Raw genomic sequence first — 26273 nt, forward strand, 5'->3', positions numbered from 1 at the left:
CATGGAGCCGAATTGAACACAGAGTCCGAATCCGTGATGTCTCCCAGCCGCTTCGACGCCCGGATCACCGCGGATCCGGACTCCGCCTGGCCCGCGGAACCGCACCGCTACCGCCTGGTCGCGAGCCGCGCCTGCCCGTTCGCCAGCAGGGCCGTGGTGAGCCGCAGACTGCTCGGCCTGGAGGACGCGATCTCGCTGGCCGTCGTCGATCCCATCCAGGACGACCGGGGCTGGAGCTTCGCCCTCGGCCCGGACGGCAGGGACCCCGTCCTCGGCTACCGCTACCTCAGCGAGGCGTATCTGGCCGCCGACGCGGACTACGACGGCGGGTTCAGCGTTCCCGCGATGGTCGACGTGGCCACCCGGCGCCTGGTCACCAACGACTTCGGCGCGATGACCCTGGATCTGGCGACCCAGTGGACGGCCCTCACCCGTCCCGGCGCCCCGGACCTGTACCCCGGGCCGCTGCGCGCGGAGATCGACGAGCTGAACGAGGTGGTGTTCCGCGACGTCAACGTCGGCGTGTACGAGGCGGGCATGGCCACCACCCAGGAGGCCTACTCGCGGGCCTACGACGCGCTGTTCGCCCGCCTGGACGTGTTGGAGGAGCGGCTGGGGACCCGCCGCTACCTGGTCGGCGACACGATCACCGAGGCCGACATCCGGCTGTTCACCTCGCTGGTGCGCTTCGACGTGGTCTACCACGGTCACTTCCGGTGCAACCGGTCGAAGCTGACGGAGATGCCCGCGCTGTGGGCGTACGCCCGCGACCTGTTCCAGACCCCCGGTTTCGGTGACACGGTCGACTTCGACCACATCAAGCGCCACTATCACATCGTTCTGGACGAGAACAATCCCCATCACATCGTGCCCGGTGGCCCGGACCTGTCCGGGTGGCTCACCCCGCACGGCCGTGAGGGTCTCGGCGGCAGGCCGTTCGGGGACGGCACCCCGCCCGGCCCGCCGCCCGCCGCGGAGGTCGTGCCGTCCCAGGGACGCGCGGCCTGACGTGGTGATCTCCCCGGTTTCGGGGCGGCCCCGGTCACAGAGCGGCCCGGGCTCCGGAAAGGACCGGAGCCCGGGCGGATCAAGGGGGTCACATCGCGCAGTGCTGCCGTAGCAACCCCGCCACGGCGAAGGCCAGCTCGATGGACTGGCCGGCGTTCAGCCGTGGGTCGCACGCGGTCTCGTACCGGTGCCCGAGGTGGGTGTCGAGCACCTCCTCCGCCCCGCCGAGGCACTCGGTGACGTCGTCGCCGCTCAGTTCGAGGTGGATGCCGCCGGGGAAGGTGCCCGCGGCCCGGTGCACGGCGAAGAACCCCGCGATCTCGCGGGTGATGTCCGACAGCCGTCTCGTCTTGTAACCGCTCTGCGAGCGGAAGGTGTTGCCGTGCATGGGGTCGCAGGCCCACACCACCGGGCGCCCGGTGGCGTGGATCTCCTGGACCAGTGGCGGAAGCAGGTCGAGCACCCGGTCGGCGCCCAGCCTGCTGATCAGCACCAGCCTGCCGGGCACGTGGCCGGGGTCCAGCCGCTCACACAGGAGCCGCAGTTCGGTGGGCGTGACGTCCGGCCCGATCTTCACGCCGATCGGGTTCGCGATCCCGGACAGGTACTCGATGTGCGCGCCGTCACGCCGGCGGGTCCGGTCGCCCACCCACAGCATGTGGGCGCTGGTGCCGTACCAGGCCCCCGTCTCGGCGTCGGGCCGGGTCAGCGCCTCCTCCCAGCCGGGCAGCAGCGCCTCGTGCGAGGTGTAGAGGTGCTCCTGCGGCACGTTCCTGTCCGTCTTCTCCGCGCCGCACGCGGCCATGAAACGCAGCGCCCACGCGATGTCCGCGGCGATGTCCTCGTGCTGCCGGGCCGCCGGGTTGCGCCGTACGAACTCCTGGTTCCAGGCGTGCACCTGCTCCAGGTCGGCGAAGCCCTCCTGGAGGAGCGCGCGCAGCACGTTCAGCGTCGCCGACGCGTGGTGGTAGGCGCTGCGCAGCCGCTCGACGTCCGGGGTGCGGGCGGCTCGGGTGGGGGCGGTGTCGTTGACGATGTCGCCCCGGTACACGGGCAGCTCGACGCCGTCGACGATCTCGGTCGGGCTGCTGCGCGGCTTGCCGAACTGCCCGGCGATCCGGCCGACCTTGACCACCGGCAGGCCGGAGCCGTAGGACAGCAGGATCGCCAGCTGCAGGATCAGCCGCAGCTTGCCGCGTACCCCGTTCTCGATGCAGGAGCTGAACCGCTCCGCGCAGTCGCCCGCCTGCAGGAAGAAGGCGCGGCCGTCCGCGACGCGGGCCAGCCCGGCCCGCAGGTCCTCGATCTCGCCGGGCAGTACCAGCGGCGGGAGCTGGGAGATCTCGTCGAGGACGCGGCCCAGCCCGTCGCGGTCGGCCCAGTCGGGTTGCTGGGAGATGGGCAGCCCGCGCCAGGAGTCCGGACGCCAGCCGGCCGGCGGCCGGTGCGCGCCGGTACGGGCCGACGGCGGGGGAGGGGCACCTGTGGTCGGAACATCGATCAACTGCATGCCGCTGACAACTCCTTCACCAGATCTGCGCGATCGCGTCCGCTCTCGGGTGACGCGCCGCGATCGCCGTCCTCGGCCACGGGAACCTCGCGGGCGGTCATCCGCTCTCCAGGAAGTTCGCCATGAGCTGCTTTCCCATGGGGGTGAGCACGGACTCCGGGTGGAACTGGACGCCGAAGGTCGGGTGCGACCGGTGACGCAGGCCCATCAGCACGCCGTCGTCGGTCCACGCGGTGGGTACGAGCTCGTCGGGCAGGGTCGCGTGGTCCACCGCCAGCGAGTGGTACCGCGTGGCGGTGAACGGGTTGGGCAGCCCGGACAGGACGCCCGTGCCGTCGTGCCTGATCGCCGAGACCTTGCCGTGCATCGGGGCCGTACGCACCACCTCGGCGCCGTACGCCGCGGCGATGCCCTGGTGGCCCAGGCACACGCCCAGCACCGGCATCCGGCCGGTGAGCGCCCGCGCGGCCGGTGCCGACAGGCCCGCCTCGGCGGGGGTGCAGGGGCCGGGAGAGATCACCAGCATGTCGTGGCGGGCCAGTCCGCCGATCGTCGTCTCGTCGTTGCGGAACACCGACACCGCGGCACCGAGTTCGGCGAGATAATGGACCAGGTTGTAGGTGAAGGAGTCGTAGTTGTCGATCACCGCGACCCTGGGAACCGCGCTCATGTCGTGGCCTCCGCCTCGTGTACCGCGCTGAACAGCGCGTTGGCCTTGTGCAGCGTCTCCAGATACTCCGAGGTCGGGTCCGACTCGGCCACGATCCCCGCGCCCGCCTGGACGTACACCGTGTCGTCGGCGATCACCATGGTCCGCAGGCCGATGGCGAGGTCGGCCGTGTCGCCGACGCCGACGAAACCGATCGCGCCGCCGTACACGCCGCGGCGCTCCGTCTCCAGCTCGGCGATGATCTCCATGGCGCGGATCTTCGGCGCGCCGCTCAGCGTCCCCGCGGGGAAGGCCCAGCGCAGCGCGTCCAGGGAGGTCGCCTCCGGCAGCAGCTCTCCCGCCACCGTCGAGGACAGGTGCATCACGTGCGAGAAGCGCTCCACCTCCATCAGACGCTCCACGCGCACGGTGCCGGGGGCGCACACCCGGCCGATGTCGTGCCTGCCCAGGTCCACCAGCATGACGTGCTCGGCGCGCTCCTTCGCGTCACCGCGCAGGTCCCGCTCCAGGGCCAGGTCGTCGTGCCGGGTCGCCCCGCGGGGCCGGGATCCCGCCAGCGGCTTGGTGCGGGCGGTGCGGCCGTCGGTGCGCACCAGCAGCTCCGGGGAGGCGCCCACGACGTGACGCCCCCCGCCGAGGCTCAGGTGGTACATGTACGGCGACGGGTTCACCGCGCGCAGGTGCCGGTACAGGTCCAGCGGGGTGACGCGCAGCGGCCGGGAGAACCGCTGCGAGAGCACGATCTGGAACGCGTCACCCGCGGCGATGTACTCCCGCGCCCGCGTGACCCGCCGCTCGAACTCCCCCCTGGTGACGTTGGAGTGCCAGCCGTCGCTGTCCGGCGCGACGCTCGGCCGCGACCGTGCGGCCCCGCCGACGAGTCCGGGGGCCGGGGTCGCGGCCCGCAGGCGCAGGCCCATGCGATCCAGCCTCTCCACGGCGTCGCCGTAGGACTCGCGGTCGGGCCGGAACAGCGTCAGCACCAGCAGTTTGCGGGTGGCGTGGTCGAACACCACCATGTCCTCCGCGGTCATGAACGCCGACTCCGGCACGCCCGGCGCCGGTCCGTCGGGAACCGGCAGGCGCTCGAAACGGCTCGCGGCCTCATAGCCGAGATAGCCGACGACCCCGCCGTGGAACGGCGGCGCCCCCGGCACCGGGGCGGCCCGCGTCGCGGCGATCCCGCGCAGCGCGGCCAGCGGGTCGCCCTCCGGCGGGTCCAGCAGCCGGGGACGGTGCCCGATGTAGGAGTATCTGCCGATGTCACCGCTGACAGGCACGCTCTCCAGCAGGAATCCGGTGTCGTCCGGCCCGCAGAGCCGGTCGAACACGGTGATCGGGGTCAGCGCGTCGGCCAGGAACTCCCGGTACACCGGGATGACGGCGTAGTCGCGCGCCAGGGCCGCGGCCTCGGCGCAACCGGGCACGGTGTCCAGGTCGAAGGCGGCACGCGCGGGTGAAAAGGTCATCAGGGCTTACTCCTCGACAACGCATCGGGTCCGCTCGGGCGCCATGAAGATCCCCTGCTGCCGCGCGGGCGGGATCGGCCCGGTCGCGCGCAGGCGGACCGCGGACAGCACCATCGCCAGGATCATCCGCATCTCCGCGCGGGCGTACCCGCGCCCCACACAGGTGCGGGAACCCCCGCCGAACGCGCCCCACACGTAGGGGTCCACGGAGTTGTCCACGAACCGCTCCGGCCGGAACAGCGACGGGTCGGAATAGAGGTCCGGGTCGCGCTGCAGCAGGTACGCGCAGTGGACCAGGAACGTCCCCGGCGGCAGCTCGTAGTCGCCGATCCGCATCGGCGAGACGACCATGCGGACCCCGTTGAGCGCCGAGACCGGGTGCAGCCGCAACGCCTCCATGAGCGTGGCGTCGAGGTAGTCGAGCCCGCGGAAGTCCTGGGCGCGCACCGGCCGGGAGCGGAAGCGGTCACCGAGCTCGCGGCCGAGCTCCGCGCGTACCCGGTCGTCGTCGAGCACGTGCAGGAACGTCCAGGACAGGGTGTTGGCCGTGGTGGAGAAACCGGTGTACAGCAGGCTGAACACCTCGTCCCGCACCACCTCGTCGGTCAGTGCCCCATCGCCCTCGGCGGCGTGGCGGAGCAGGGCGGCGAAGACGTCGTCCACGCCCGACTCCGCGCAGCGGTCCAGGTGGCCGGGCAGGCGCTCGTCGACGAAGGCGCGGACGGCCCGGTCGGCCCGCAGGACCTCCTCGCGCCCGCACGCGGCGTTCTCCATGGGAGGCAGCAGCGCCGCGAGGGCGGCCTTGTCCGGGGCGCTCATCCCCCCGCAGACCACCTCGACGATGATGTCGCTCGTCAGCGCCTGCAACGCGGTGAACAGGTCGAACGGCACCCCTCGCGGCCACCGCGCCACATGCGCGTCGACCGCGTCGGCGGTGATCGCGGCGTAGTCGCGGCTGCCGCTGAAGGCGGGGTGCAGCTGGGCGCGGCGCCTGCGGTGCATGGTGCCGTCGATGTAGCCGACGGACTCCTCCTCCGTACCGAAGAACACCTTGTTGGCCAGGGCGCCACTGGTCCGGTCGTCCGAGCCGTACATCACCTTCAGCTGGTCCGGCAGGGTCAGGAACACCCAGTCGCCGCCGTGTTCGACCTCGGTGAGGTCGTCGTTGCCCAGCGCGCCCAGGCGCAGGGTGAACATGTCGCCGTAACGCCGGGCCATCCGCTCGACGCACCCGAACGGGTCTCGTTCGAACATGGCGAGCTGTTCGGCGGCCGGCCCGTCCGGGCCGGGGGGAAGCTGTCGCACGGGTGTGGTCAGCATCGTCCTCTACTCCTCTCCGAGCCTGCGCAGGGCCCAGCGGACGTCCTCGACGAACTGGTCGATGACGCCGACGTCGGTCTGGTGGTGCATGACGCACGCGCGGATCACGTGCCCCTCGTGCGGCAGCTCCGAGGTCGCCACGTAGATGTTGCCTCGGGAGCAGATGAGCTCGCAGGCCCGCTCTGTGAGCCGGTCGGCCTCGGCCTCGCCGTTCACGCGAACCTTGAACGCGACCGTGGGCAGGTGCGGCTCCCCCCGCGAGACGATGTCGATCCCGTCCAGGGCGGCCAGCCGCCCGGCCAGGTCGTCGGCGAGGTCGAGCCTGTCGTCGAGGCACCGCTCGAAGGCGTTGATGCCGTGCATCTTGATCGGCAGCCACGCGGTGAGGCCGCGGAACTCGCGGGTCAGCTCCGGGCCGTAGTCCATGAAGTCGGGGTGGTCGTCGTCCTGCGACAGCTCCGGGATGTAGGCGGCGTCCGGAATGGCGAACGCCTGCTTGAGCGTGGTCTTGTCCCTGACCAGCAACGCGGAACTGCCGTGCGGCAGGAACAGCGACTTGTGCGCGTCGACCGCGATCGAGTCGGCCTCCTCGATGCCGTCCAGCAGCACCCGTCCGCGCCGGGTCAGGCGGAAGAAGCCGCCGAAGCAGGCGTCGACGTGGAACCAGACACCGTACTCGCGGCACAGCGCGGCGACGGCGCGCAGGTCGTCCACCGCGCCGGTGTTCGTGGTGCCCGCGGTGGCCACGACGCAGGCGGGCGGCGTGCCGTACCGCAGGTCCCGCTCGATCGTCTCGCGCAGCGCGACGAGGTCCATGCGGTACGCGTCGTCGGTGGGCACGGCCCGGTGGCCCCCCGCGCCGATGCCCGCCAGCCGCGCGGCCTTGGCCACCGAGAAGTGCCCCTGCCCGGAGACGTACACGGCCGCCCGGTGGTGCTGGTGGTCGGGGAGGCGTTCCAGCGCGCACCGCAGCGCCATGAAGTTCGCGATCGACCCGCCCGTGGTCAGGTAGCCGAACGAGCCCTCGCCGTACCCCATCAGCGAGCAGAACCAGTCGATGACGTTGGTCTCCAGCCGGGCGAAACCGGGTGCGGCCGCCCAGGCCCCCGCGAACCGGTTGAGGCTGCGGGCCACGAACTCGCCGACGGCCCCCTGGAACAGCCCGCCCGAGGGCACGTGGGCCATGAACCCGGGGTGGGGGTGCATCATCCCGTCGGGGAGCGCGGAGTCGAAGATCTCGTCCAGCAGGGTGGCGACGGCCGTGCCGGTGCGCGGGGCCTGCTGCTCGGCCTTCGGCGGCTCCGCGGCGGCGACCCGGTACCAGGCGGGGTGGTTGCCCTTGCTCAGGTCCTCGTGGAAGTCCATGAGACGGGCCGTCACGACGTCGAGTAGTTCCTTCTGCTGCGCCGAGTCCAGGTGCAGGTCCGTGCCCGGCGCCACCGCGGCGCGCTGTTCCGCCCGAGGGCCGGGAACGGCGTGCTGTTCCGTCCTGGGGCCGGGAACGGCGTGGTGCCCGCTCCGCGGGGCGGGGACGAGATGGCCGGCCCCCGCCGTCCGCGGCCCGTTCTGCGAGGCGGGACCGGGGGTGGGGGCGGGGGTGTGGGTGGCGCGGCCGATCGCCTCCGCGTACGCCGCGATGATCAGCTCCACCTCGTCGGCGGGATCGTGGCGCGAGCACAGCTCGTCGAGCACCGCCCGGTGTTGCTCGTGGCGCGCCACCGCGTCCTGGTAGGGGGTGTCGGTGAACGCCACGGCGTGGTAGAGCGGCACGTACAGCTCGGGATACCGCAGGTGAAGCTCCTTCTCCAGCCGCTTGCGGGTCTGGAACGCGACGTCCCCGCTGCGGTCCTTGAGCTCCGAGGCCATCGCGAGCGACAGGTCGGCGATGGTGTCGCCCGCGGGCCTGCGCCACTCGGTGTAGGAGGGCAGCGTGGCGGCGAGAGCGGTCGCGGCGTCGTGCTCGGTGAGGTTACGGTCGAAGATGGAGAAGAAGGTCCGTACGTCCTCGAAGCTGCAGTTGATGCCCTGGCCGAAGAACGGCACCAGGGTGTGCGCCGAGTCGCCGATGAGCACGGTGCGGCCGTGGTGGTAGGGGTCGCACCGCACGGTCTTCAGCGGGGCGGGTGACCACTGGAGCACGTCCTCGGCGTACGACGAGGCCAGGCCCACCACGTCCGGGAAGTGCGACTCGAACAACTCGCGCACGTCCCGCCGAGTACGCACCCGATCCCACCCGAGCCGTTCACCGTCCTCGCCGTCCGCGCCTTCCTCGCTGACCAGCGGCATCCACAGGCCCGCGGTGTACGAACCGTCCACGTTCGGCTGGGCCAGCAACATGAACTCGCCGCGGGGCCATATGTGGAGTCCGTGCCGGGGGTTTCGTGGCCGGTCCGGGTCACGCGCCGCGTCCAGCAGCGCGTGGCCGCCGCCGGTGAGAGCGGGTATGCGGATCTCCACGAAGCCGTCGGCGACGTAGTCCTGGGAGATCCGCATTTGCGCTCCGCGCCGGAACATCTCGTGGCGGACGATGCTGTTCGCGCCGTCACAGCCGATCAGCAGGTCCGCGCTCGTCCGCACGATCCCCGCGCCGCCGTCCACGAACGTCGCCGACCCCGACGCGGGCTCGACACCGATGCACTCGAACCCGAAGTTCAGCCGCGCCCCCGCCTTCTCGGCCTCGTCGAGCAGCATCTCGTGCAGGAGGCCCCGGGGGATCGACAGCAGGTGATGCAGGTCGGGGTCGGTGCCGTAGGGCTGGCAGGACGTCGTCCCGTCCACGTGGTGGATGACCCGCTGCGGCAGAACGACCCCGTTGCGATAGAGCATGTCCACGATGTGCTCGTCCAAGGAGGTCAGCCCACGCCTGGTCAGGGTCAGGTTGAACGAGTGCCCGCGGGCTCCGTCGGCCAGGCGCACGTCAGAACCGCGTTCGTAGAGGTTCACCTCGAATGATCGTTTCCGCAGTTCGATCGCCACCAGACAAGCGACCGGTCCGGCGCCGACGACCGTCACCCGCAAATCCCGGGCTGCCAGCATCGCGTCTCCTCCCCGTTCGATGGACTCCTGTCAAAGCTTGCGATCGACGCTATGAGCGGCATCTCTCGCCGTCCTCTCGCCTTACTCTCCGTACCGGCGCGGAGCGGAACGAGAGACGGACGAGAGCACGACGGAGTAAAGCGGGCCACACGACGACGCCCGGGTCCCGGTCAGAGACCCGGCCACCACGCGCCGCGAGCCATTCGGAACAGCTCAGCCCTTTGGGAACCGCCCGTACGGGAGCGGTGACGGGTGAGACGGCGGTATCCGCCGGCCGAAGGCCGCGGACGCCCGGTTGCGCGGCGGTGTCGTGCGCATGGTTCCGGTGCCGGCGTGCCCGCCGCACCCGGAGAACTTTGACCGATCGGCCACCTCCAGCCGGCCTGACCGGGGGGCTGTTCCGGGTGGGGATGTCGCTCGACCTCAGCGTGTCCTCCTGCCGGCGATCAGCTCGACACGCTCACCGACATCTTCCACACGGTTCTCAAGGGTCTGCGAGCCGGCGTTCCCGGCCGCGAGACCGACGAAGGTCAGGGCGGCTGCGGCTGAACGGCGGCGAGGGCCGAAAGGTCAGCCCGGGGTGAGGAAGTGGCCGTCGGTCCTGATGGCCTCGCCGGTGGTGTTGGTGTTGGCGGCCGAGCACAGGTGGACGATCATGCGTGCGGCGTCGTCGGGGTGGCTGACGCGCTTGGTCGCGGCGGCCTCGCCCGCCTTGTCGAGCAGGTGCTGCGGCATGGGTTTGTCCGCGGGGGTGAAGCCCGGCATGACGACATTGGTGAGGATGCCGGCGGAGGCGAGTTCCCTGGACATCACGCGGGTCAGGCCGTGCAGACCCGCCTTGGCGGCCACGTAGGAGACGTTGCCGGGGAAGCCGTCCTCGACCAGGCCCGTGGAGACGTTGACGATGCGGCCCCATCCGTTCGCCCGCATGTCGGCCAGCACGGCACGGGCGAGCAGGTAGGGACCGACCAGGTTCGCGGTCACCGACGTGGTGAACCGCTCGGGAGGCGCGGTCTCGAACAGCTCGCCCGGCTCGGGCCAGTCCGGCCAGCGGACGGCGTTGTTGACCAGGACGTCGACCGGCCCGAGCCGGCCGCGGGCGTGCTCGACCGCCGCGTGTAGCGAGTCGGGGCGGCCGAGGTCGAGCTGCCAGGCGATCGCCTGGGCTCCGCGCTGTTCGGCCATGGCGACGGTCTCCTCCGCGGCCTGGAGGTTGGTGTGGTAGCCGACGGCGACGTGTGCCTTCTCCTCGGCGAAGGCCAGTGCGGTGGCCCTGCCGATGGCCGTGCTCGCGCCCGTCACCAGAACGACTTTTCCTGCGAGTCCGAGTTCCATGCGTTCTCCTGCGGGTGGTGGTCAGGTGAGGTTGTCGCGGACGGTGTGCAGCAGCCGGATGAGACGCGCGGCGTCGGCCTCGCCGAGCCCGGCGCTCGCCTGGCTTTCCACCTGCGCCCACGCGGCCACGACGGCGTCGACCACGGCCTCGCCGCGTTCGGTCAGCCGCAACCGGGTCACCCGGCGATCGCCGGGGTCCGGGGCGCGTTCGACGAACCCGGCCCGTTCCATGCGGGTGATCGCTTTGGCGATGGTGGGCTGTTCGATGCCGATGCGCTGGACAAGATCAGCCTGGGTGGTCTCGGGATTGTGGTGAAGGTCGACGACGAGAAGCTCCTGGCCCAGGTGCAGACCGAGCTCGGCCATCCGGCGCTGCATCTCGGCGCGGTGCGCCCTGGTGACCTCGGCGAGGGCGTAACCGATCGGCCCCTGTTCGGCCGCGACCTGCCGCCCGGCGGTCACGCCGGCACCGCCTGCCGGTCATCCGCGACGCGGGCGAGGACGCGCCGCCACAGCAGGGTGATGTCGTGTCGCGCCTCCTCTCCCGTCAGAACTCCGTCGGCGTCGATGTGACGGTGGGCGAAGCCGACCGCCACATCGAAGTCGGAGAGCACCTCGGCGCCGACCCGCCGCAACATGTCGCCGAGCTGCAACTGGGCGAAGACCCCGCCGAACCGGTTGGGTGACGCGCTCATCAGCACCACCGGTTTGCCCGCCAGCGGGCGCGGAGGCGCGAGGATCGACAGCCAGTCGACGAGGTCCTTCAGCTGCCCCGGGATGCCGCGGCTCAGCTCCGGTGTCACGAGCAGCAGCACATCGGCCGCCGCCACGCGCTCGCGCAGAGCGCCGACGGCCTGGGGGAAGGGTCGGCCGCGGGTGGCGTCCAGGCGGGGAACCCGGGCATGGTCGTCCCACACCTCCACCCGCAACGGGGCGTCCGCCAACTGCTGCGCGGCTCGAAGGAGCGACCGGTTGTGCGATCCCTCCCGGGTGCTCCCGCAGATCGCCAATACGTCGACTATTTCCATAGTCGGCTATCTTATAGTCGGCTATGTAAATGCCGCAACCCGCGGGCCTTACGCCCGCCTGGCCAGGAACCGGGCCACGGCGTCGAAGTGACGCCGGTAGAAGACTTCGAACGCCTCGGTACCAGGGGCGATGTTCGCCGGCCCCGTCCGTCCGAGGCGCACCGGCGTCACTCCCTTCGCCGTGCGTCCGACGCCTTCGTCGGCAATAAAACCGTTCCGGCGCCGAACGCCAGGGTCAGCCCTCGATGTTCTCCGTGCCCCGGCCAGGGGTGTTCCTGCGCAGCACTCCCGGCAGGGTCAGCGCGACGAGTACGGTGGCGAGCGTGCCGCCGCCGCCCGCGATGATGAGGGTCACCGGCGCGGAGGTGGCGTCGAGCAGGAAACCACCGGCGACGTAGGACAGCGCGGCGGCCACCCCGACGGCTCCGTAGAGGTTGCCGAAGACCCTGCCGAGCATCCTCGGCGGGACCTGCCGCTGCAGCATGGTGTTGGTGGCCACGTCCATCGCCGCGATGCCGAATCCACGGACGAACTGGGTGACGAACGCGGCCGCGACGGCCCAGGCCAGCCCGGTGAGCAGGTTGCCCACGCTGCTCACCGCGAAGCCGGCGATCAGTAGGACCACCAGCGGCACGCGGGTGCTGTAACGGGTCATCAGGGCGTATCCGAGGAGCAGCCCTATGCCGACCGCCCCCAGAAGCAATCCCACCGCCGAGTCGCCGGCGGCGAAGGTCACCTTGGCCAGGAGCACCAGCGCGACGTCGTCGACTCCGTTGAACGCGACGATGGTACAGAAACCCAGGGCGATGATCCGCACCACCTTGGCCGACCAGATGTAACCCAGCCCGGACTTCGCGTCCTGCAGGAGCGAGGACTTCTCGCCGCCCTCGGCGGGGATCGGGGGGAGAGACTTCAGCCGGAGCAGGAGCGCCCCCGCCAGCAGGAAGGAGGCCGCGTCGACCAGAAGAACGCCGCGGACGCCGATGAAGGGGAACAGCGCCGCTGCGATCAGTGGCCCGAGAGCCTCGGCGGCGTTGGTCCCGAATCCGAGCGTGGAGTTGGCGGTCTCCAAGTCCCTGTCTCGCACCAGACCCGGTATCGCCGCCCGTGAGGCCGGCAGGAACACCTGCCCCGCGATCGCGCGGAGACCCACCAGTACCAGCAACAGAGGCAGCGGCGGCAGCGAGAGCGTGATGAGCAGGAGGATCACGCCCTGGGCGACCTCGCAGACGATCATCACCCGCTTGAGGTCGAAGCGGTCGCTGATCGCGCCGGCGATCGGGCTGAGCAGGGAAGGAACGAAATCCCCGACGAGCAGGAGCAAGGAGACCGCGATCGCCTGCCCCGTCGTGTCGGCCACGTGAAGCATCAGCGCGACGAGGCTGAGCGTGTCACCGCCGACGGAGATGACTCGCGACGACCACAGCGACAGGAACCCTGGGTTGTCGCGCAGCATGCTCAGCGCGCTCGTCCCTTCAGCCTCGGCTCCCGTGCCGGCATCAGGGGCTGACATGGCCTCTTCTCTCCTCCGCTCGGGGGGCGGGGCACGGTCCCTTCCGGTCACTTGTCGTTTCCTGTGACGTGCTCGGCCGGTTCGGTGAGCCGACGCGGGCTCAACGGGCGTATATCAGTCCGGTGCTCGTCGATCCAGGCCGGGAATTCGCGCTTGGTGCCTTCTTTTCCCGCGTCGTTCTATTCGGGCGGGCTGTCACGATCCTGCGGCCAGATGGAACACTGATTTTCATGGCCGACCACGACCTTACAGGGATCTTCGTCTTCGATAAGCAGCTCGGCTCCCTTTCGTTTTGATGGCGTTATCTATCGCTACTTGCACCCTTGTCGGCGAGGGGGCCGCCGCTGCCACTGGTGAGCATCACCGAGATGGTGTCGGACATGAAGCCGGTGGTGATGATCTCGGGACGCGCCCGCCGCTTTCCCTGTCAGGATCGAACGTCCTGCCGGAGGGTCCTTCAGAGGAAATTTAATCTTCAGCGCGTAGCGCGCCAAAGCGGCGCTCTCCTGCTCCCGCGGAAAGACGAGTGCGCAGTTGTTGCGCGTCCGAACCTCGATGATTACCGGGGAGGCGGATTCTTCTGCTTTTTCGTCCATCACCTCGCGACAGGAGGTGCCGTTGTAGTGGTGGACGGTCGCCGGGTGCCGCTGGGGGCCGTCTGCGCGTCGTCAATGATCTGGGGACGACGATGCGCCGAGGACAGATCGTGGATGAGCGGCGCCGTGGCCGACAAGACCGATGCCCGGGCCTCCGATTCGAGACCCGGGCATCGCTTCGCCGTGAGGCGGTCACTTGGGGAAGCCCGGCGACGTGAGGCCGGGCCGCCGCCGGGCGTCAGCCCATGTGCGGGTAGCGGTGGTCGACCGGAGGCACGAAGGTCTCCTTGATGGTCCTGGCGCTGACCCAGCGGGTCAGGTTGAGGATCGACCCGGCCTTGTCGTTGGTCCCCGACGAGCGGCCCCCGCCGAAGGGCTGCTGGCCGACGACCGCGCCGGTCGGCTTGTCGTTGATGTAGAAGTTGCCCGCCGCGAAGCGCAGCCGCTCCGACGCCGAGGTGATCGCGTAGCGGTCCTGGGCGATGATCGAGCCGGTCAGCGCGTACGGGGAGACGCTCTCCATCTGGTCCAGGACCGTGTCGAAGTCCGCGTCGTCGTAGACGTGCACGCCGAGGATCGGCCCGAAGTACTCCTTGACGAAGATCTCGTCGGTGGGGTCGGACGACTCCAAGATGGTCGGCCTCACGAAATAGCCGGTCGAGTCGTCGTACGAGCCGGTCAGCACGTTGATCGAGTCGAGCGAGCGGGCCCGGTCGATCGCGGCCCTGTTCTTGGCGAACGCCCGGTCGTCGATGACCGCGCCCATGAAGGTCGACAGGTCCGCGGCCACGTCCCCGATGGTCAGCGATTCGGCGGTGCCCACGAGCTCGTCGCGGATCACCGACCAGACCGAGCGCGGCACGTACGCGCGGGAGGCGGCCGAGCACTTCTGCCCCTGGTACTCGAACGCGCCGCGGATCAGCGCGGTGGTGAGCGCGGCGGGGTCGGCCGAGGGGTGGGCCAGCACGAAGTCCTTGCCGCCGGTCTCGCCGACCAGGCGCGGGTAGGAGCGGTACGAGGCGATGTTGGCGCCGACCGTGGACCACAGGTGCTGGAAGGTGGGCGTGGAGCCGGTGAAGTGGATGGCCGCCAGCTCCGGGTGGGTCGTCGCGACCTCGGAGACGGCCGCGCCGTTGCCGGTCACCATGTTGATGACGCCCGGCGGGAGCCCCGCCTCCTCGAGGAGGCGCATGGTGAAGTGCGCGGAGAACTGCTGGGTGGGGGAGGGCTTCCAGACGACGACGTTGCCCATCAGGGCCGGGGCCGATGGCAGGTTCGCGGCGATGGCGGTGAAGTTGAACGGCGTGATCGCCAGGACGAAGCCCTCCAGCGGCCGGTACTCCATCCGGTTCCACACGCCGGGCGAGGAGACCGGCTGGTCGCTGAGGAGCCGGCGCGCGAAGTCCACGTTGAAGCGCAGGAAGTCGATCAGCTCGCAGGCGGCGTCGATCTCCGCCTGCTGCGCGGACTTGGACTGGCCCAGGATCGTCGCGCCGTTCAGCGTCTGCCGGTAGGGGCCGGCCAGCAGGTCGGCGGCCCGCAGGAAGATCGCGGCCCGCTCGTCGAACGGCAGGGCGCGCCACGCGGGCGCCGCCGCCAGCGCGGCGTCGATCGCCGAGCGCACGTCGTCGGCGTTCGCGTCGGCCATGCGGCCCAGCACGGAGGCGTGGTTGTGCGGCTGGACCACCTCGATCGGGGCGCCGCCGCCCATCCGCTGCTCGCCGCCGATCGTCATTGTCAGGTCCAGCTGGGCCCCGGCCAGTTCCTTGACGCGGTTCTCGAGCGCCGTACGCTCGGCGCTGCCGGGCGCGTAGCCGAGCGCCGGCTCGTTGAACGGGGCGGGAACGGTGGAGATGGCATCCATCACTTGCCTCCAAGGGCACGAAGAAAGAAGGCGATGTTCGCCGGGCGCTCGGCCAGCCGGCGCATGAAGTAGCCGTACCAGTCGTCTCCGTACGGGACGTAGACGCGCACGGTGTGGCCCGCTCCGGCCAGGGCCTGCTGCTTGTCGGCCCTGATCCCGTAGAGCATCTGGTACTCGTAGTCGCCCCGGGACCTGGCGAACCGGTCGGCGAGCGTCTCGGTGATCGCGATCAGCCGGTCGTCGTGCGTCGCCACCATCGGATAGCCCGCACCCGACATGAGAATCCGCAGGCAGCGCACGTAGGCCTTGTCGACCTCGTTCTTGTGCTGGTGCGCCACCGAGGCGGGCTCGGCGTAGGCGCCCTTGACCAGGCGGACCCGCGACCCCTCGTACGCCAGGTCGCGGCAGTCGGCCACGCTGCGGAAGAGGTAGGACTGCACGGCGACGCCGGTGGCGGGGAAGTCCTCGCGCAGGGCCCGCAGGGTCTCCAGCGTGGAGTCGACCGTGGTGTGGTCCTCCATGTCGAGGGTCACGTTCGCCCCGGAGGCGACGGCCGCCTCGCAGATCTGCCGCGCGTTCTCCAGGGCGATCTTGTCGCCGTCGGCGCCGAGCGCCTGGCCGACCGCGGAGAGCTTCACCGACACCTCGGCCCGGTCGCCGAGCCCCAGCCCGCTCAGGGCGCCGAGCAGCGTGACGTACGCCCCGGCCGTCTGGGCGGCGGCGGCGGAGTCTCTCGTCTCCTCGCCCAGGTGGTCGACGGTGACGGCCAGACCGGTGGCGGCGAGCCCGCGGATCGCCTCGACCGCCTCCCCGGGTGTCTCGCCCGCGACGAAGCGATCGACGACCTTGCGTGTCAGCGGCACGCCGGAGACCGCGCCGCGCACGAGCGGCAACCGGGATGCGCCGAGAAGGAGGGAACCGAGCATGTTTCCAGCCTAAAACCTCCGCTCGACCGGCTGTCATGTGCATCTGCCACGATCAACGGGCGGGGCTTTCATACACATGTATGACAATGGGAAGGTGTTGCAGGAGACGGTAGACGAGATCGCCGCCAGGCTCGGCGCCTCGGCCACCCTGGAGGACCGGGTCTTCCAGCTCCTGGCCTACGCCGCGCAGAGCGGCGACATCGACGTGGTGCGCCAGGAGTCCATCCTGCGGCGCCGCGCGACGGACCAGGTGCGAGCCTACTTCGAGGGGTACGGCATCGCCGGGGCCCGCGGGCCGGTGCGCATCCCCGCGGACGCCGACCTGGGCGTGCTCGCGCGGGTGTGCGTGCCGCTGCGGCACCACGAGGTGACCTACGGCTACCTGTGGCTCCTCGACGACGGCACGCTCGGCGACGACGCCCTCGCCTCGGTCGGCGACCTGGTCTCCCGGGCCGCCACCGCCCTCGCCCAGGAGGCGCGCAGTCGCCAGGACCTGGGCGCGAACCTTCGGGAGCTGTTCTCCGCCGACGCCGAGGAACGCTCCCGGGCACTGTCACGGCTGGACGAGGTGCGCGGCCCGGTGACGGCGATCGCCGCCCGCAACGCGCCGGACCGGGTCGCCGCCCTCTGGACGCTCCCGCGCGCGGTGCTCGCCGATCCCGCGTTCCCCGTGCGGGGCGAGCCGCTGGTCGCCCTCCTGGTCCCCGCGGGCCAGGCGGGGGAGCTGGCCGACCGGATCCGGGGAATGTACGGGACGGTGGTGGGCGTCGGCGCCCCCAGGGACGAGCCCGCGCAGGCCTGGCGGAGCTGGCGGGAGGCCGTGCACGCGCTCGGCGTCGCCGGCCGGGTGCCTGGGCTGGCCCCCGTCGCCACCTGGCCGGGGCTGGGCGTCTACCGGCTGCTCACCCGCATGTCCCCGGCGGGGCTGCGGGAGCTGGCGGAGGAGGTCGCCGGGCTGTCCGAGGACCCGGAGCTGGCCAGGACCGTGGAGAGCTACCTCGACCGCGCCGGTCACGTCCAGGAGACCGCCGCGGCCCTCGGCGTGCACCGCCAGACGCTCTACTACCGGCTGGCCAAGGCGGAGCGGCTCACCGGCAGAAACCTCGCCGACGGCGAGGACCGCCTGCTGGTCCACCTCGCCCTCAAAGCGGCCCACCTGCTCTGAACCCTGGCCCCCGCCCGCTCTGAACCTCGGCTCTCGCTGTTCTGAGTCCCGGCTCTTGCTTGCTCTGAACCTCGGCCCCTTCTGCTCTGAGTCCCGGCCTCCGCCTGCTCTGAGCCCTGGCCCCCGCCTGTTCTGAACCCGGGCCTCCGTCAGACGGCGGCCCGGTAGACCTTCACCCAGTCGACGTACATGCTGACCGTCGGGGGAGTGGAGCGGTTGCGGCACGGCGACCACTCGTTGCACGTCACGTCGTTCTGGAGCGTCAGGTGCATGGAACGGCTCCTCGGCACGTTCGGCCCCCGGTAGTCCCACACCTTCCTGCCGTCGAGCCAGAACGTCAGCCGTCCGGGCAGCCAGTCGACCGCGACCGTGTGCCACCGGGTGAAGTCGGCCCTCATCTGCCGCTGGGCCTGGGGCCTGTCGCCGCGGTGCACGAAGATCCCGCCCGACCTGCGGCTCGGGTCGATGATCTCGGCGAAGTCGACCTCCGCGTACTCCCCGCCGCCCTGGTCGGACGGCCAGAGCAGCGCCACGGGGGTGTAGCCCGCGCCGCGCTCGGCCCGCAGCCGCACCTCCCAGCGCCCGTACCGCTGCGCGCTTCGGGTCGCGATGCCCCCCGACAGGTCACTGCCGCCGTAGAAGCCACCCTTGAGCCGCAGGACGCCGCCGCCCACGCTCGTGGCCCGCCCGGTGCGCGGGTTGGTCTCGGCGCCGGGGGAGTGGTAGACGACCCACTTGCGGCCGTCGACGCGGGTGCCGTTGAAGTTCTCCACCAGGACCGGGGCGCCCCACCCGCGCCCGGCGGACGGGTCCGTCTCCGCGGACGCGCCCGGCGCGGTCAGCGAGGAGAACGCGAGGGAGGCGGCCAGGACACCCAGGAACGTGCCACGAATCGACATGGGGACATCAAAGCAACGATCGCACTCCAGTAACAGGGATATCCCGCTTTCGCATACGTCCCACCGGTGCGGGGTATGCCGCAGCGGCCCGACTGTGTCACGATCCGCACATGAACGACGTTGACGCCGTACGGCGGGCGCTGGCCAAGCTGGTGGAGTCCGGTGAGCTCCGCGCCGAGCAGGTGGAGCCGGTCGCCCTCGCCGTCGGCGAGGCACTGCGCGAGCCGGGAGCGGGAGACCGGGTCAGGTGGAGCGAGATCCTCGCGTACGTCGGCGGGGGGCTCGTCCTGGCCGGTGCCGCGGCCTTCGTCGGCCTGGGCTGGGACCGGATGACCCAGTCGGCGAGGATCGCGATCCTCGCCGTGGTCACGCTCCTCCTGCTGGCGGTGGCCGCGGGGCTCGGCAGGGCGGCGCGGTCGGCGACCGGCAGGACGGCCGCCGTGCAGGGCAGGGTCGCCGCCACGCTCGCCGCGCTGGGCTCGGGCACGGCGGCCCTGTGCGCCGGGGTGGCGGTCGACCGCCACGAGGTGCTCGTCGGCGGCGTGGCCGGGCTGGTGGTCGCGGTGGCGGCCTACGCGCTGCTGCCCACCGCGATCGGCCTGCTGGCCTGCGGCGGCTTCGCCCTGCTCACGGTGACCGGCCTGATGGACGCCTCAGCCGAGGAGGGGCCCGGCTGGGGCCTGGCCTACATCGCGCTGGGCCTGCTCATCCTGGTGGCCGCCCTGGCCGGGCTGATCGTCCCGCGCGACCTGGGGCTGGGCATGGGCGCCGCCATCGCGCTCTTCGGCGGCCAGTGGCCCATCCTGTGGAACGGAAACGCCTGGGGATACTGGCTGACCGCGATGATCGCGCTGGCCTGCCTGGCGCTGTACGGGCGCCGGCGCACCTGGGTGCTGATCGTCAGTGGTGTGGCCGGGCTGACGCTCGCCGTCCCCGAGGCCGTCTGGGACTGGACGGACGGGGCCGTGGGCGGTGCGGTGATCCTGGTCCTGGCCGGGGTCGTCCTGCTGGCCGCCAGCGGTCTCGGCGTCGTCCTGCACCGCCGCGCGGCCCGGCCGTAGGCCCGGCCTCACCCGCTCGCGACGCGGGCCCCGTACGCGAGAAGACCGGGGTCCCCCTCGGGGACCCCGGTCTCGGAGTGCGTTCCGCGCGGCCCGGGACGGGCCGGCGCGGCGAGCGCGGTCAGCGGGCGGAGCCGGACAGTGCGGCCTCGTAGACGTGGACGAGCTCCTGGCTGATCCGCTCCCACGAGTAGCGGGACCGGGCGCGGTCGGCGCCGGCGAAGCCGAGCGCGGTGCGGCGGGTCGGGTCGGCGAGCAGCTCGCGGGTCAGGCGGGAGGTCTGCGCCGGGCGGTCGGCGGGCACCAGCAGGCCGGTCACCCCGTCCACCACGGAGTCGAGGTGGGCTCCCACCGCAGAGGCGATGACGGGAACGCCGCAGGCCATGGCCTCCAGCGCCACGACGCCTGCCGGGGCCTCCCTGGGCAGCGAGACGACCACGTCGGCGCTGCGCATCAGCTTGGCGACCGAGGAGTGCGGGATGTGCCCGAGAACGGTGATCCGGTCGTCGACGCCGATCTCCTTGGCCAGCAGCATCATGCGGTGCGCGTCGGCGTCGTGCTCCAGGTCCACGGACGCGGGGCCACCGGCGATGATCAGCTCGGCCTCGGGAATGCCCTCCAGCGCGCGGATCGCGGTGTGCACGCCCTTGTCGGCCGTGAGCGGGCCCACGTGCAGCAGGCGGGGCCGGGTGCCGCGGGCGGCGGCCGGACCCTGGCGGCGGAACCGCTCGACGTCGACGCCGCACGGGATGACCGAGATGTTGCGGCGGGGCACGCCCAGCCGGATCAGCGAGCTCTCCTCGTCGCCGCACCCGGCGATCACCGCACTCGCCCTGCGCCCGATGGCCCGCTGCAGCCGGACCTTCTTGGCGTCGCGGGGGTTCTCGCTGCTGAACGTCTGGGTGAACGGCACGTTGAGACCGTCCGCTCCGGCGATCGCGGCCAGCCCGCCGGTCCAGGAGTGGGCGTGGATGACGTCCGGGCGCTCCTGGCCCCAGCGGTGCATCAGCTGGTCGCCGAGGTCGGACAGGAAGGGCAGGACGCCGTCCTCGGGAAGGTCCTGCGCGGGCCCGGCGGTCAGGTTCTCCACCGTGACGCCCTGCGACACGCGGACCTTGGCCTTCTCCGAGTCGGAGTTTCTCCGGGTGTAGATCGTGACCTTGTGCTCGCGGCCGAGCTCACGGGCGACTGCCATCAGGTGGGCGCGCTGAGCGGCGAGGTCGGACTCGTCCTGGGTGGAGGAGAGAGCCTCGGAGGAAACGAATGCAATGTTCACGGCACACCTCTGGGAGGAGATTAGGCATAAAAAGCCTGTGATTCCTTCAGGGGTGCCTGCGTCTTAGGCACACGTCTGTATGGCCATAACCATACCCCGATCTCGGCCGAAGCCAAACCCTTAAGGCGAAGCCAAACCTTCTAATACTTCCTGCTCTGCCGCGACTCCTCCGCCCTGGCGCTCGGGACGTGCAGCTGGATCACGCATCCGCCCTGGTCGTTGTGGATGTCGAGGCGGTCGCACAGCTGCCGGGCGATCCACAGCCCGTCGCCGGGACCGGCCACGGAACCCGGCGGGAGGAATCCGGCGACCGGGTCGGCGACCCAACCGCCCCGGCGGTCGACGTGACAGGTGATCGCGCCCAGCCGCTCCCACAGCCGTACCGTCACGGGCGGCTCCAGCAGGGCGGCCACCTCGTAGGCGGCGACCGAGAGCAGGCTCGCGCGGTCGTGGCTCAGCCCCATGAAGGACGCGTGGCCGGTGACGAACACCCGCAGGGCCTGGAGTGTCTCCACGTGCGCGAAGGCCGAGTCGCCCGGCGGTTCGAGAGGCGGGAAGGAGTCGCACTCGCCGATGAAGTCCGCGGGATCGGCGTACTCGGGGCAGGACGTCATCGAGACGCCGTCCTCGGAGAGGGTGGGGTGGGTGCGCCGCGCGGTGGCCACCACGCCCGGATCCGCCGTCCTCTCGTCGTACGGGCAGATCATCCACACGTTCGTACCGCGCAGCAGCAGGTTCAGGCCCGACTCCATGCGCTGCCAGGCCCGCACGTCGGCGGGCGCGCGTCCGGCCCACACCGGCTCGGCGAGGATCCGCACGTGCCCGCCGCGCGGGGCCTCGGGTCCGCGCCGCTGCCAGTAGCGGTGGAAGGCCGTGGCACGTTCCACCGTCCGGCGGCCCAGGAAGGCGGTCTCCGCGTAGTCGACCAGGCGGCCCTGCCTTTCCAGGGCGGCCCCGAGAAGCTCCAGGTTGGCCGAGGTGGTCGCGACCATCACCGGATCGCCCTTGGCCAGCCCGTCCCGGACGAACGGCAGCGCCATCGCCAGGAAACACCCGTCTGAGCCGTACACCGCGGCCTGGTGGATGGAGGTCATCCGAGGTCGTCCCCGCTCAGGCGCGACCCGATCGCCTCGATCGGGTCGTGGACGTGCGAGGCGGCAGGCCGCGGCCCCGGGAACCTCGGCGCCTCCGCCCCGCCGGCCACCTCCGCGATCACCCCGGGCCCGGCCGGGCCGATGAAGGCGATGAAGGCGATGAAGGCGATGAAGGCGATGAAGGCGATGAAGGCGGGACGGGGACGCTCACCCGGCTCGATCCGGTCTGAAAGGGGCCGAGCCCGAAGCGATCTCATTCTCCGCCCCACTCCGTCGGACACGGGAGCCGCCGGGCGCGGCCCCTCGTCATCGCTCGGTGGCACCGGTGAGTCACACCGAGTTAGCCAAGTTATACGACACGGAGGGCGAGAATCACGATCTCATCCCAAACTCTCCCGCCGGAGAACGTGTGCCGGTCCTCCTCCACGGTCTTGACGATCTCGGCGGGAGACTGCGCCACGCAGCGTGCCAGCACGTCCGCCAGCCTGGTCTCGCCGTAGGACTCGCCCAGCTCGTTCTGCGAGGCCACCAAACCGTCGGAGTAGAAGACCAGGGTCTGGCCCGCGGTCAGCGTGAGCTCCTCGGTGAACATCTCCGCCTCGGGGGCGATGCCCAGCGGAACGCCGCCCCCCGCGGTGAACCGCACCCCGCCGTCGGGCCGCAGCAGCGCGGCGGGGTGGTGCCCCGCGCTGGCCAGCCTGATCTTGCGGGCCTTGATGAACCCGGTCACCGCCATCACGAACATGCCGTTGTGCTGGGCGGTCAGGGCCTGGTTCAGCTTGCGCATCACCTCGCCGGGATCGGTCTCCCAGACGCTGAGCACGCGCAGGCCGTTGCGGACCATGGCGCTGACCGACGCGGCCTCCTCGCCCTTGCCCGCCGCACCCCCGAGGGCGAAACCCCACCCCTCGCCGGCGCGGAAGACGTCGTAGAACTCGGCGCCGACCGGGCTGGAACCCGCGTTGTAGATGGCCGCGGCCTCGAAGCCTGGGATGTCCGGCAGGCTCCGGGGCACCACGCTGGTACGCAGCGCGTCGGCCGCCCGCGAGCGGGTCTGGAAGCTGCGCCGCGCGCGCAGCGCGAGCCCCAGATGGACGCCGATCTCCTCCATCAGTCCCAGGTCGGCCAGCGAGAACGGTTCGCGGTCGCGCAGCCGCACCAGCGTCAGGGAGCCCAGCACGCCGTCCTCGCCGCCGATCGGCACGATCAGCAGCGAGGCGGCGCCCATCACCCGCAGCAGCGGCGGGCCACCGGGGGCGTCGCCGAGCAGCCCGTCGTCCTCCAGCATCTCGTGCACCACGCCCGAGCCGCCGGTCAGCACATGCGCGACGGCCGGTGCGGTCAGCGGGTTCATCCCCTCGGCGAGGCGGATCAGCTGGGTCACCGGCTTGTCACTCGGGCCGAGCACGCAGGCCCGTCTGGGCATGCCGTCGCGGACCACGTCGGCGATCACCCAGTCGGCCCACTCGGCGGCCAGCAGCCGGGCCGCCCTGGTGACGGTCACCGGCTGGCGCAGGCTCTCCTCGTCGAGCAGCAGGCGGGTCATCCTGGACAGCAGCTCCTGCCGACGCGCCGCGGCCATGACCAGGGTGGCGTCCGAGCGATCGGCCGGGCCGTGCGGCGGCCCCGCCACCTGCGCCTCCAGCGGCAGGATCATGACCGCGACCATCTCCTGCGGCTCTCCCGGCATCGTCAGCCGCGTGACGGCCAGCTGCACCGTGTGCGCGCGGCCCTGGTGGGCCAGCCGCGTCTGGAGGGTCGCGGTCTGACCGCCCTGCTGGACCGCCGTCAGGTGCGAGCGGAACGCCGCCCGCCGGGAGACGTCGACGAACAGCGGGAACGAGCGGCCGATCAGGTATCCGGCGGGGCTGCCGAGCATCCGGGAGGTCTCGGCGCTGATCCGCCGCACCACTCCCGAGGCGTCCAGCACCACCACAGGGATGGGGAAGGTGCGGAACACCTGCCGCAGCAGCTTGAGCTCCCGCTGCGACCCGCTCTCCCGCTCGCCCGACCGCTTGGGCGCCTTGCGCAGCTCGCGCACCGAGGCGTCCAGCAGCTCGCGGGCGGTGTCGAGCTCCGCGAGCGCCGCGTCAAGTGTGGACCGGGGGTCGGCGGGGTAGGCGGACTTCGCCTCGCGCAGGGAGGAGACCCTGGTGGTCAGCGCGTTCAGCGCCTGCTCCAGGGTCTGAAGGCCAATGGCGTCGGTCAATGCTCGTCCTCGTCAGGGGCCGTGGTGGGCTGGTCCCGTCGTAGACGGTACGCCACCCGGTAGGCCGAATCGATGCGCGGTCGGATAGTGGTTAAGTTAGCGACACAGGGAAGAGGAGTCGCGAGATGGACATGGTCACCCCCGTGCTCGCCCGGGACCTCGCGGCCCTCGGCAGAGTCAGCGAGGAGACTTCCAGCGAGAGCGTGCTGCGCGGCCTCACAGCCACTCTCGCAGGCGGCGTGCCCGGTTGCGCGGGCGGCTCCGCCGAGCTCTGGCGGCAGGAACGGATGGTCGTCTCAGCCTCCCACAGCGAGCTCATCGTTCTTCTCGACAGCGAGGAGGAACTCGGCGAGGGCCCCTCGACGGAGGCCCGCGCCACCGGGCGCCACGTGATCGTCCAGGACGTCCTGCGCGAGTCCCGCTGGCCGGCGTACACCGGCATGGCCGTCCGCTGCGGCGTCCGCTCGGTCCTGGCGATGCCCATCGTCATCGAGCACGCCGTCCTGGTCCTCGGCATGTACGGGGTGCGCCCCGGCGTCTTCGCCGCCAGGAACGTCCCGCCGCTGGCCGACATGCTTGCCGAGCAGGTGGGCGTGGCCCTCGCCAACATGTGGGACTACGACGAGGTCCGCACCGACGCGGCCCAGATGCAGGAGGCCCTCGCGGGCCGGGCGATCATCGACCAGGCCAAGGGCATCATCATGAAGTCCAGCGGCTGCTCGGCCGAGGCCGCCTTCGACGAGCTGCGCCGCATCTCGCAGCACCACCAGGTGAAGGTCGCGGACCTGGCCAAGCTGCTGGTCGAGGAGCACCAGCGCAACCGCGAGGCGAAGAAAGAGGGCTGAGGCCCCCGCCCCCCGGGCTGAGGCCCCCGCCCCTCGGCCGGGGGATCGGCCGCTATCCGAAGGCGGCGATCGCGTCGTCGATCGTGTCGTACAGGGGCAGCCGCTGGGCCAGACCGGTGATCCACATCACCTTGGTCTTGGCGTACTCCACTCCGATGAGGGCGAACTTGGCACCCGCGGTGGTGCTGACCTGCCAGTGGTGGACGATGAGCCCCAGCGCGCGCGAGTCCATGAAGGTCACCCCACTCAGGTCCAACGCCATGTCGAGACCGTGCTCACCCGTCTCCGCCGCCAGATAGTCGGCGAACTGGTCTCTCGTCGTCGCGTCCAGCAGACCCGTCACCCGGATCACGTTGATCCCACTGACGAGCGCCGACGTGAGAGTCAGGGCTGCCGATCTCTCGCCGTTCTCCGACACCGTCACTCAGGGCCTCCTCGTGCCATTCGATTAGCAACCTTACTGTTACCTGGGGGCGAGTAATACTCCAGGATTCGGGGGAATACTGTAACCAGAGGTCCAGCAGAGGGCCTCGCCTCGAAAATTGGTCGAGGCGATGCCGTCTGCCCGGATGTTGCTTCCGGAGTCGGCTCGCCCGACAGTAATACCAGGGAGCAGCAATGTCTGTTCAGGCACTCGCAATCACCGACATGACCGCCGAGGAACTTCTCGCCGAGATGTCCCTGCCTGAGATCTCCGATTACCGCGCCGAGCGTCTGCGTGAGCGCATCGTCGAGATGCACCGCCACCTCGCCATGGAGATCGCCCGTCGCTACCGCTACCGCGGCGAGCCGCTGGAGGACCTCCTGCAGGCCGCGTACGTGGGGCTCATGAAGGCCATCAACGGCTTCGACCCGACGCTCGGGCACCCCTTCCGCGGCTACGCCGTGGTCACCATGACCGGTGAGGTCAAGCGCCACTTCCGCGACCGCACCTGGGCCATCCGCGTCCCCCGCGTCTACCAGGAGCGCAGGGCCGAGCTGAACCGCCTGGTCGCCGACCTCAGCCAGGACTTCGGCCGCGCCCCCACGGTCGCCGAGCTGGCCGTGAAGATGCACATCTCCGAAGAGGACGTTCTGCTCACCCTTGACGCCTCCGCCGCCTACAGCGCGCTCTCGCTGGACGCCCCCATGGGCGCCGACGACGACGCCGCCGCGCTGGGCGACGTCATCCCCGACGAGGACGACGCGCTGGGCACGCTCGTGGACCGCGAGGCGGTCAAGCCGTTGATCGACAAGCTGCCGGAGCGTGAGAAGAACATCCTCCTGCTGCGTTTCTTCGGCAACATGACCCAGGCCGAGATAGCAGCGGAATTCGGGATCTCCCAGATGCACGTCTCCCGTATCCTGCGGAAGGTGCTTGACCAGCTCCGCGAGGAACTTGTCGCCGAATGCTGAATACACCGCCCGTTACAGGGCACCCCAGTCGGCGACAACGGACGTGGCGTAAGG

General features: G+C 71.1%; 23 protein-coding genes. 6 read left to right on the top strand and 17 right to left on the bottom strand.

Annotated elements, in window-relative coordinates:
* The first annotated feature begins 36 nt into the window (after positions 1–36).
* Positions 37–1008 carry a glutathione S-transferase family protein gene (locus tag ACSDR0_RS15120; protein WP_435289465.1) on the top strand — a complete coding sequence of 324 codons (972 nt, stop codon included), beginning with the start codon at positions 37–39 and terminating at the stop codon, positions 1006–1008.
* An 88-nt stretch (positions 1009–1096) separates the two neighbouring features.
* Here the strand turns inward: ACSDR0_RS15120 and ACSDR0_RS15125 are convergent, their stop codons facing one another.
* The 9 genes from ACSDR0_RS15125 to ACSDR0_RS15165 form a co-directional block, all read right to left on the bottom strand.
* Complete coding sequence (locus ACSDR0_RS15125) at positions 1097–2518, bottom strand: class II 3-deoxy-7-phosphoheptulonate synthase (RefSeq protein WP_435289421.1); 1422 nt, start codon at positions 2516–2518, stop codon at positions 1097–1099.
* A gap of 97 nt (positions 2519–2615) precedes the next feature.
* Positions 2616–3188, bottom strand: coding sequence for an anthranilate synthase component II (locus ACSDR0_RS15130; RefSeq protein WP_435289422.1), 573 nt, complete (start codon positions 3186–3188; stop codon positions 2616–2618).
* Positions 3185–4657: an anthranilate synthase component I family protein gene (locus ACSDR0_RS15135; RefSeq protein ID WP_435289423.1), complete on the bottom strand. Its 1473-nt coding sequence runs from the start codon at positions 4655–4657 to the stop codon at positions 3185–3187. The genes ACSDR0_RS15130 and ACSDR0_RS15135 overlap by 4 nt, the downstream gene beginning before the upstream one ends.
* Before the next feature lie 6 nt (positions 4658–4663).
* Positions 4664–5977 (bottom strand): cytochrome P450, encoded by a 1314-nt coding sequence (locus ACSDR0_RS15140; RefSeq protein WP_435289424.1) that lies wholly within the window; start codon positions 5975–5977, stop codon positions 4664–4666.
* 6 nt (positions 5978–5983) lie between these two features.
* Positions 5984–9013 carry an aminotransferase class V-fold PLP-dependent enzyme gene (locus tag ACSDR0_RS15145; protein ID WP_435289425.1) on the bottom strand — a complete coding sequence of 1010 codons (3030 nt, stop codon included), beginning with the start codon at positions 9011–9013 and terminating at the stop codon, positions 5984–5986.
* Positions 9014–9583: 570 nt separating this feature from the next.
* The gene (locus tag ACSDR0_RS15150; RefSeq protein WP_435289426.1) at positions 9584–10348 is read right to left on the bottom strand and encodes an SDR family NAD(P)-dependent oxidoreductase; all 765 of its coding nucleotides are present in this window, start codon (positions 10346–10348) and stop codon (positions 9584–9586) included.
* 21 nt (positions 10349–10369) lie between these two features.
* Positions 10370–10810, bottom strand: coding sequence for a MarR family winged helix-turn-helix transcriptional regulator (locus ACSDR0_RS15155; RefSeq protein WP_435289427.1), 441 nt, complete (start codon positions 10808–10810; stop codon positions 10370–10372).
* On the bottom strand, positions 10807–11376 hold the full coding sequence (locus tag ACSDR0_RS15160; RefSeq protein WP_435289428.1) for an NADPH-dependent FMN reductase: 570 nt from the start codon (positions 11374–11376) through the stop codon (positions 10807–10809). Before ACSDR0_RS15160 ends, ACSDR0_RS15155 begins: the two co-directional genes overlap by 4 nt.
* Before the next feature lie 235 nt (positions 11377–11611).
* Entirely contained in the window at positions 11612–12889 is a 1278-nt protein-coding gene (locus tag ACSDR0_RS15165) for an MFS transporter (RefSeq protein ID WP_435289429.1), read from the bottom strand.
* 122 nt (positions 12890–13011) lie between these two features.
* Here ACSDR0_RS15165 and ACSDR0_RS15170 point away from each other — a divergent pair, with 122 nt between their 5' ends.
* On the top strand, positions 13012–13185 hold the full coding sequence (locus ACSDR0_RS15170; RefSeq protein WP_435289430.1) for a hypothetical protein: 174 nt from the start codon (positions 13012–13014) through the stop codon (positions 13183–13185).
* A 538-nt stretch (positions 13186–13723) separates the two neighbouring features.
* On the opposite strand, the gene pruA is transcribed toward ACSDR0_RS15170, so the two are convergent.
* Together pruA and ACSDR0_RS15180 are read right to left on the bottom strand one after the other, a co-directional pair.
* Positions 13724–15349 (bottom strand): L-glutamate gamma-semialdehyde dehydrogenase, encoded by a 1626-nt coding sequence (pruA, locus tag ACSDR0_RS15175; protein ID WP_435289431.1) that lies wholly within the window; start codon positions 15347–15349, stop codon positions 13724–13726.
* Positions 15349–16275 carry a proline dehydrogenase family protein gene (locus ACSDR0_RS15180; protein WP_435289432.1) on the bottom strand — a complete coding sequence of 309 codons (927 nt, stop codon included), beginning with the start codon at positions 16273–16275 and terminating at the stop codon, positions 15349–15351. The genes pruA and ACSDR0_RS15180 overlap by 1 nt, the downstream gene beginning before the upstream one ends.
* 94 nt (positions 16276–16369) lie before the next feature.
* Here ACSDR0_RS15180 and ACSDR0_RS15185 point away from each other — a divergent pair, with 94 nt between their 5' ends.
* Entirely contained in the window at positions 16370–17440 is a 1071-nt protein-coding gene (locus ACSDR0_RS15185) for a PucR family transcriptional regulator (RefSeq protein ID WP_435289433.1), read from the top strand.
* 149 nt (positions 17441–17589) lie between these two features.
* Here the strand turns inward: ACSDR0_RS15185 and ACSDR0_RS15190 are convergent, their stop codons facing one another.
* On the bottom strand, positions 17590–18339 hold the full coding sequence (locus ACSDR0_RS15190) for a glycoside hydrolase family 16 protein (RefSeq protein ID WP_435289434.1): 750 nt from the start codon (positions 18337–18339) through the stop codon (positions 17590–17592).
* A 110-nt stretch (positions 18340–18449) separates the two neighbouring features.
* Here ACSDR0_RS15190 and ACSDR0_RS15195 point away from each other — a divergent pair, with 110 nt between their 5' ends.
* Positions 18450–19400, top strand: a complete 951-nt coding sequence (locus tag ACSDR0_RS15195) for a hypothetical protein (RefSeq protein ID WP_435289435.1) — start codon at positions 18450–18452, stop codon at positions 19398–19400.
* Between the two features lie 121 nt (positions 19401–19521).
* Here ACSDR0_RS15195 and ACSDR0_RS15200 read toward each other — a convergent pair whose 3' ends face one another.
* The 4 genes from ACSDR0_RS15200 to ACSDR0_RS15215 all read right to left on the bottom strand — a co-directional run bounded on the left by ACSDR0_RS15200 (position 19522) and on the right by ACSDR0_RS15215 (position 23979).
* On the bottom strand, positions 19522–20676 hold the full coding sequence (locus tag ACSDR0_RS15200; protein WP_435289436.1) for a glycosyltransferase: 1155 nt from the start codon (positions 20674–20676) through the stop codon (positions 19522–19524).
* A gap of 140 nt (positions 20677–20816) precedes the next feature.
* Entirely contained in the window at positions 20817–21770 is a 954-nt protein-coding gene (locus tag ACSDR0_RS15205) for an anti-sigma factor RsbA family regulatory protein (RefSeq protein WP_435289437.1), read from the bottom strand.
* Entirely contained in the window at positions 21767–22027 is a 261-nt protein-coding gene (locus ACSDR0_RS15210) for a hypothetical protein (protein ID WP_435289438.1), read from the bottom strand. The genes ACSDR0_RS15205 and ACSDR0_RS15210 overlap by 4 nt, the downstream gene beginning before the upstream one ends.
* 92 nt (positions 22028–22119) lie before the next feature.
* Positions 22120–23979 (bottom strand): SpoIIE family protein phosphatase, encoded by a 1860-nt coding sequence (locus ACSDR0_RS15215; RefSeq protein ID WP_435289439.1) that lies wholly within the window; start codon positions 23977–23979, stop codon positions 22120–22122.
* A 125-nt stretch (positions 23980–24104) separates the two neighbouring features.
* Between ACSDR0_RS15215 and ACSDR0_RS15220 the strand changes: the two genes are divergently transcribed.
* Positions 24105–24824, top strand: coding sequence for an ANTAR domain-containing response regulator (locus tag ACSDR0_RS15220; RefSeq protein WP_435289440.1), 720 nt, complete (start codon positions 24105–24107; stop codon positions 24822–24824).
* Between the two features lie 52 nt (positions 24825–24876).
* On the opposite strand, the gene ACSDR0_RS15225 is transcribed toward ACSDR0_RS15220, so the two are convergent.
* Complete coding sequence (locus tag ACSDR0_RS15225) at positions 24877–25248, bottom strand: STAS domain-containing protein (RefSeq protein ID WP_329093567.1); 372 nt, start codon at positions 25246–25248, stop codon at positions 24877–24879.
* Positions 25249–25442: 194 nt separating this feature from the next.
* Between ACSDR0_RS15225 and ACSDR0_RS15230 the strand changes: the two genes are divergently transcribed.
* Positions 25443–26219, top strand: coding sequence for a SigB/SigF/SigG family RNA polymerase sigma factor (locus ACSDR0_RS15230; RefSeq protein WP_435289441.1), 777 nt, complete (start codon positions 25443–25445; stop codon positions 26217–26219).
* Positions 26220–26273 lie beyond the last annotated feature (54 nt).

Source organism: Streptosporangium sp. G11 (genome assembly GCF_051192615.1).
GTDB lineage: Bacteria > Actinomycetota > Actinomycetes > Streptosporangiales > Streptosporangiaceae > Streptosporangium.

Excerpts from the sequence above, each read along its gene's own strand:
- ACSDR0_RS15220 (WP_435289440.1), top strand. The coding sequence starts at position 24,105 with ATGGACATGGTCACCCCCGTGCTCGCCCGGGACCTCGCGGCCCTCGGC.
- ACSDR0_RS15230 (WP_435289441.1), top strand. The coding sequence starts at position 25,443 with ATGTCTGTTCAGGCACTCGCAATCACCGACATGACCGCCGAGGAACTT.
- ACSDR0_RS15205 (WP_435289437.1), bottom strand. The coding sequence starts at position 21,770 with ATGACCTCCATCCACCAGGCCGCGGTGTACGGCTCAGACGGGTGTTTC.
- ACSDR0_RS15145 (WP_435289425.1), bottom strand. The coding sequence starts at position 9,013 with ATGCTGGCAGCCCGGGATTTGCGGGTGACGGTCGTCGGCGCCGGACCG.
- ACSDR0_RS15125 (WP_435289421.1), bottom strand. The coding sequence starts at position 2,518 with ATGCAGTTGATCGATGTTCCGACCACAGGTGCCCCTCCCCCGCCGTCG.
- ACSDR0_RS15190 (WP_435289434.1), bottom strand. The coding sequence starts at position 18,339 with ATGTCGATTCGTGGCACGTTCCTGGGTGTCCTGGCCGCCTCCCTCGCG.
- ACSDR0_RS15180 (WP_435289432.1), bottom strand. The coding sequence starts at position 16,275 with ATGCTCGGTTCCCTCCTTCTCGGCGCATCCCGGTTGCCGCTCGTGCGC.
- ACSDR0_RS15195 (WP_435289435.1), top strand. The coding sequence starts at position 18,450 with ATGAACGACGTTGACGCCGTACGGCGGGCGCTGGCCAAGCTGGTGGAG.
- ACSDR0_RS15160 (WP_435289428.1), bottom strand. The coding sequence starts at position 11,376 with ATGGAAATAGTCGACGTATTGGCGATCTGCGGGAGCACCCGGGAGGGA.
- ACSDR0_RS15120 (WP_435289465.1), top strand. The coding sequence starts at position 37 with ATGTCTCCCAGCCGCTTCGACGCCCGGATCACCGCGGATCCGGACTCC.
- ACSDR0_RS15150 (WP_435289426.1), bottom strand. The coding sequence starts at position 10,348 with ATGGAACTCGGACTCGCAGGAAAAGTCGTTCTGGTGACGGGCGCGAGC.
- ACSDR0_RS15130 (WP_435289422.1), bottom strand. The coding sequence starts at position 3,188 with ATGAGCGCGGTTCCCAGGGTCGCGGTGATCGACAACTACGACTCCTTC.
- ACSDR0_RS15140 (WP_435289424.1), bottom strand. The coding sequence starts at position 5,977 with ATGCTGACCACACCCGTGCGACAGCTTCCCCCCGGCCCGGACGGGCCG.
- pruA (WP_435289431.1), bottom strand. The coding sequence starts at position 15,349 with ATGGATGCCATCTCCACCGTTCCCGCCCCGTTCAACGAGCCGGCGCTC.
- ACSDR0_RS15135 (WP_435289423.1), bottom strand. The coding sequence starts at position 4,657 with ATGACCTTTTCACCCGCGCGTGCCGCCTTCGACCTGGACACCGTGCCC.
- ACSDR0_RS15210 (WP_435289438.1), bottom strand. The coding sequence starts at position 22,027 with ATGAGATCGCTTCGGGCTCGGCCCCTTTCAGACCGGATCGAGCCGGGT.
- ACSDR0_RS15165 (WP_435289429.1), bottom strand. The coding sequence starts at position 12,889 with ATGTCAGCCCCTGATGCCGGCACGGGAGCCGAGGCTGAAGGGACGAGC.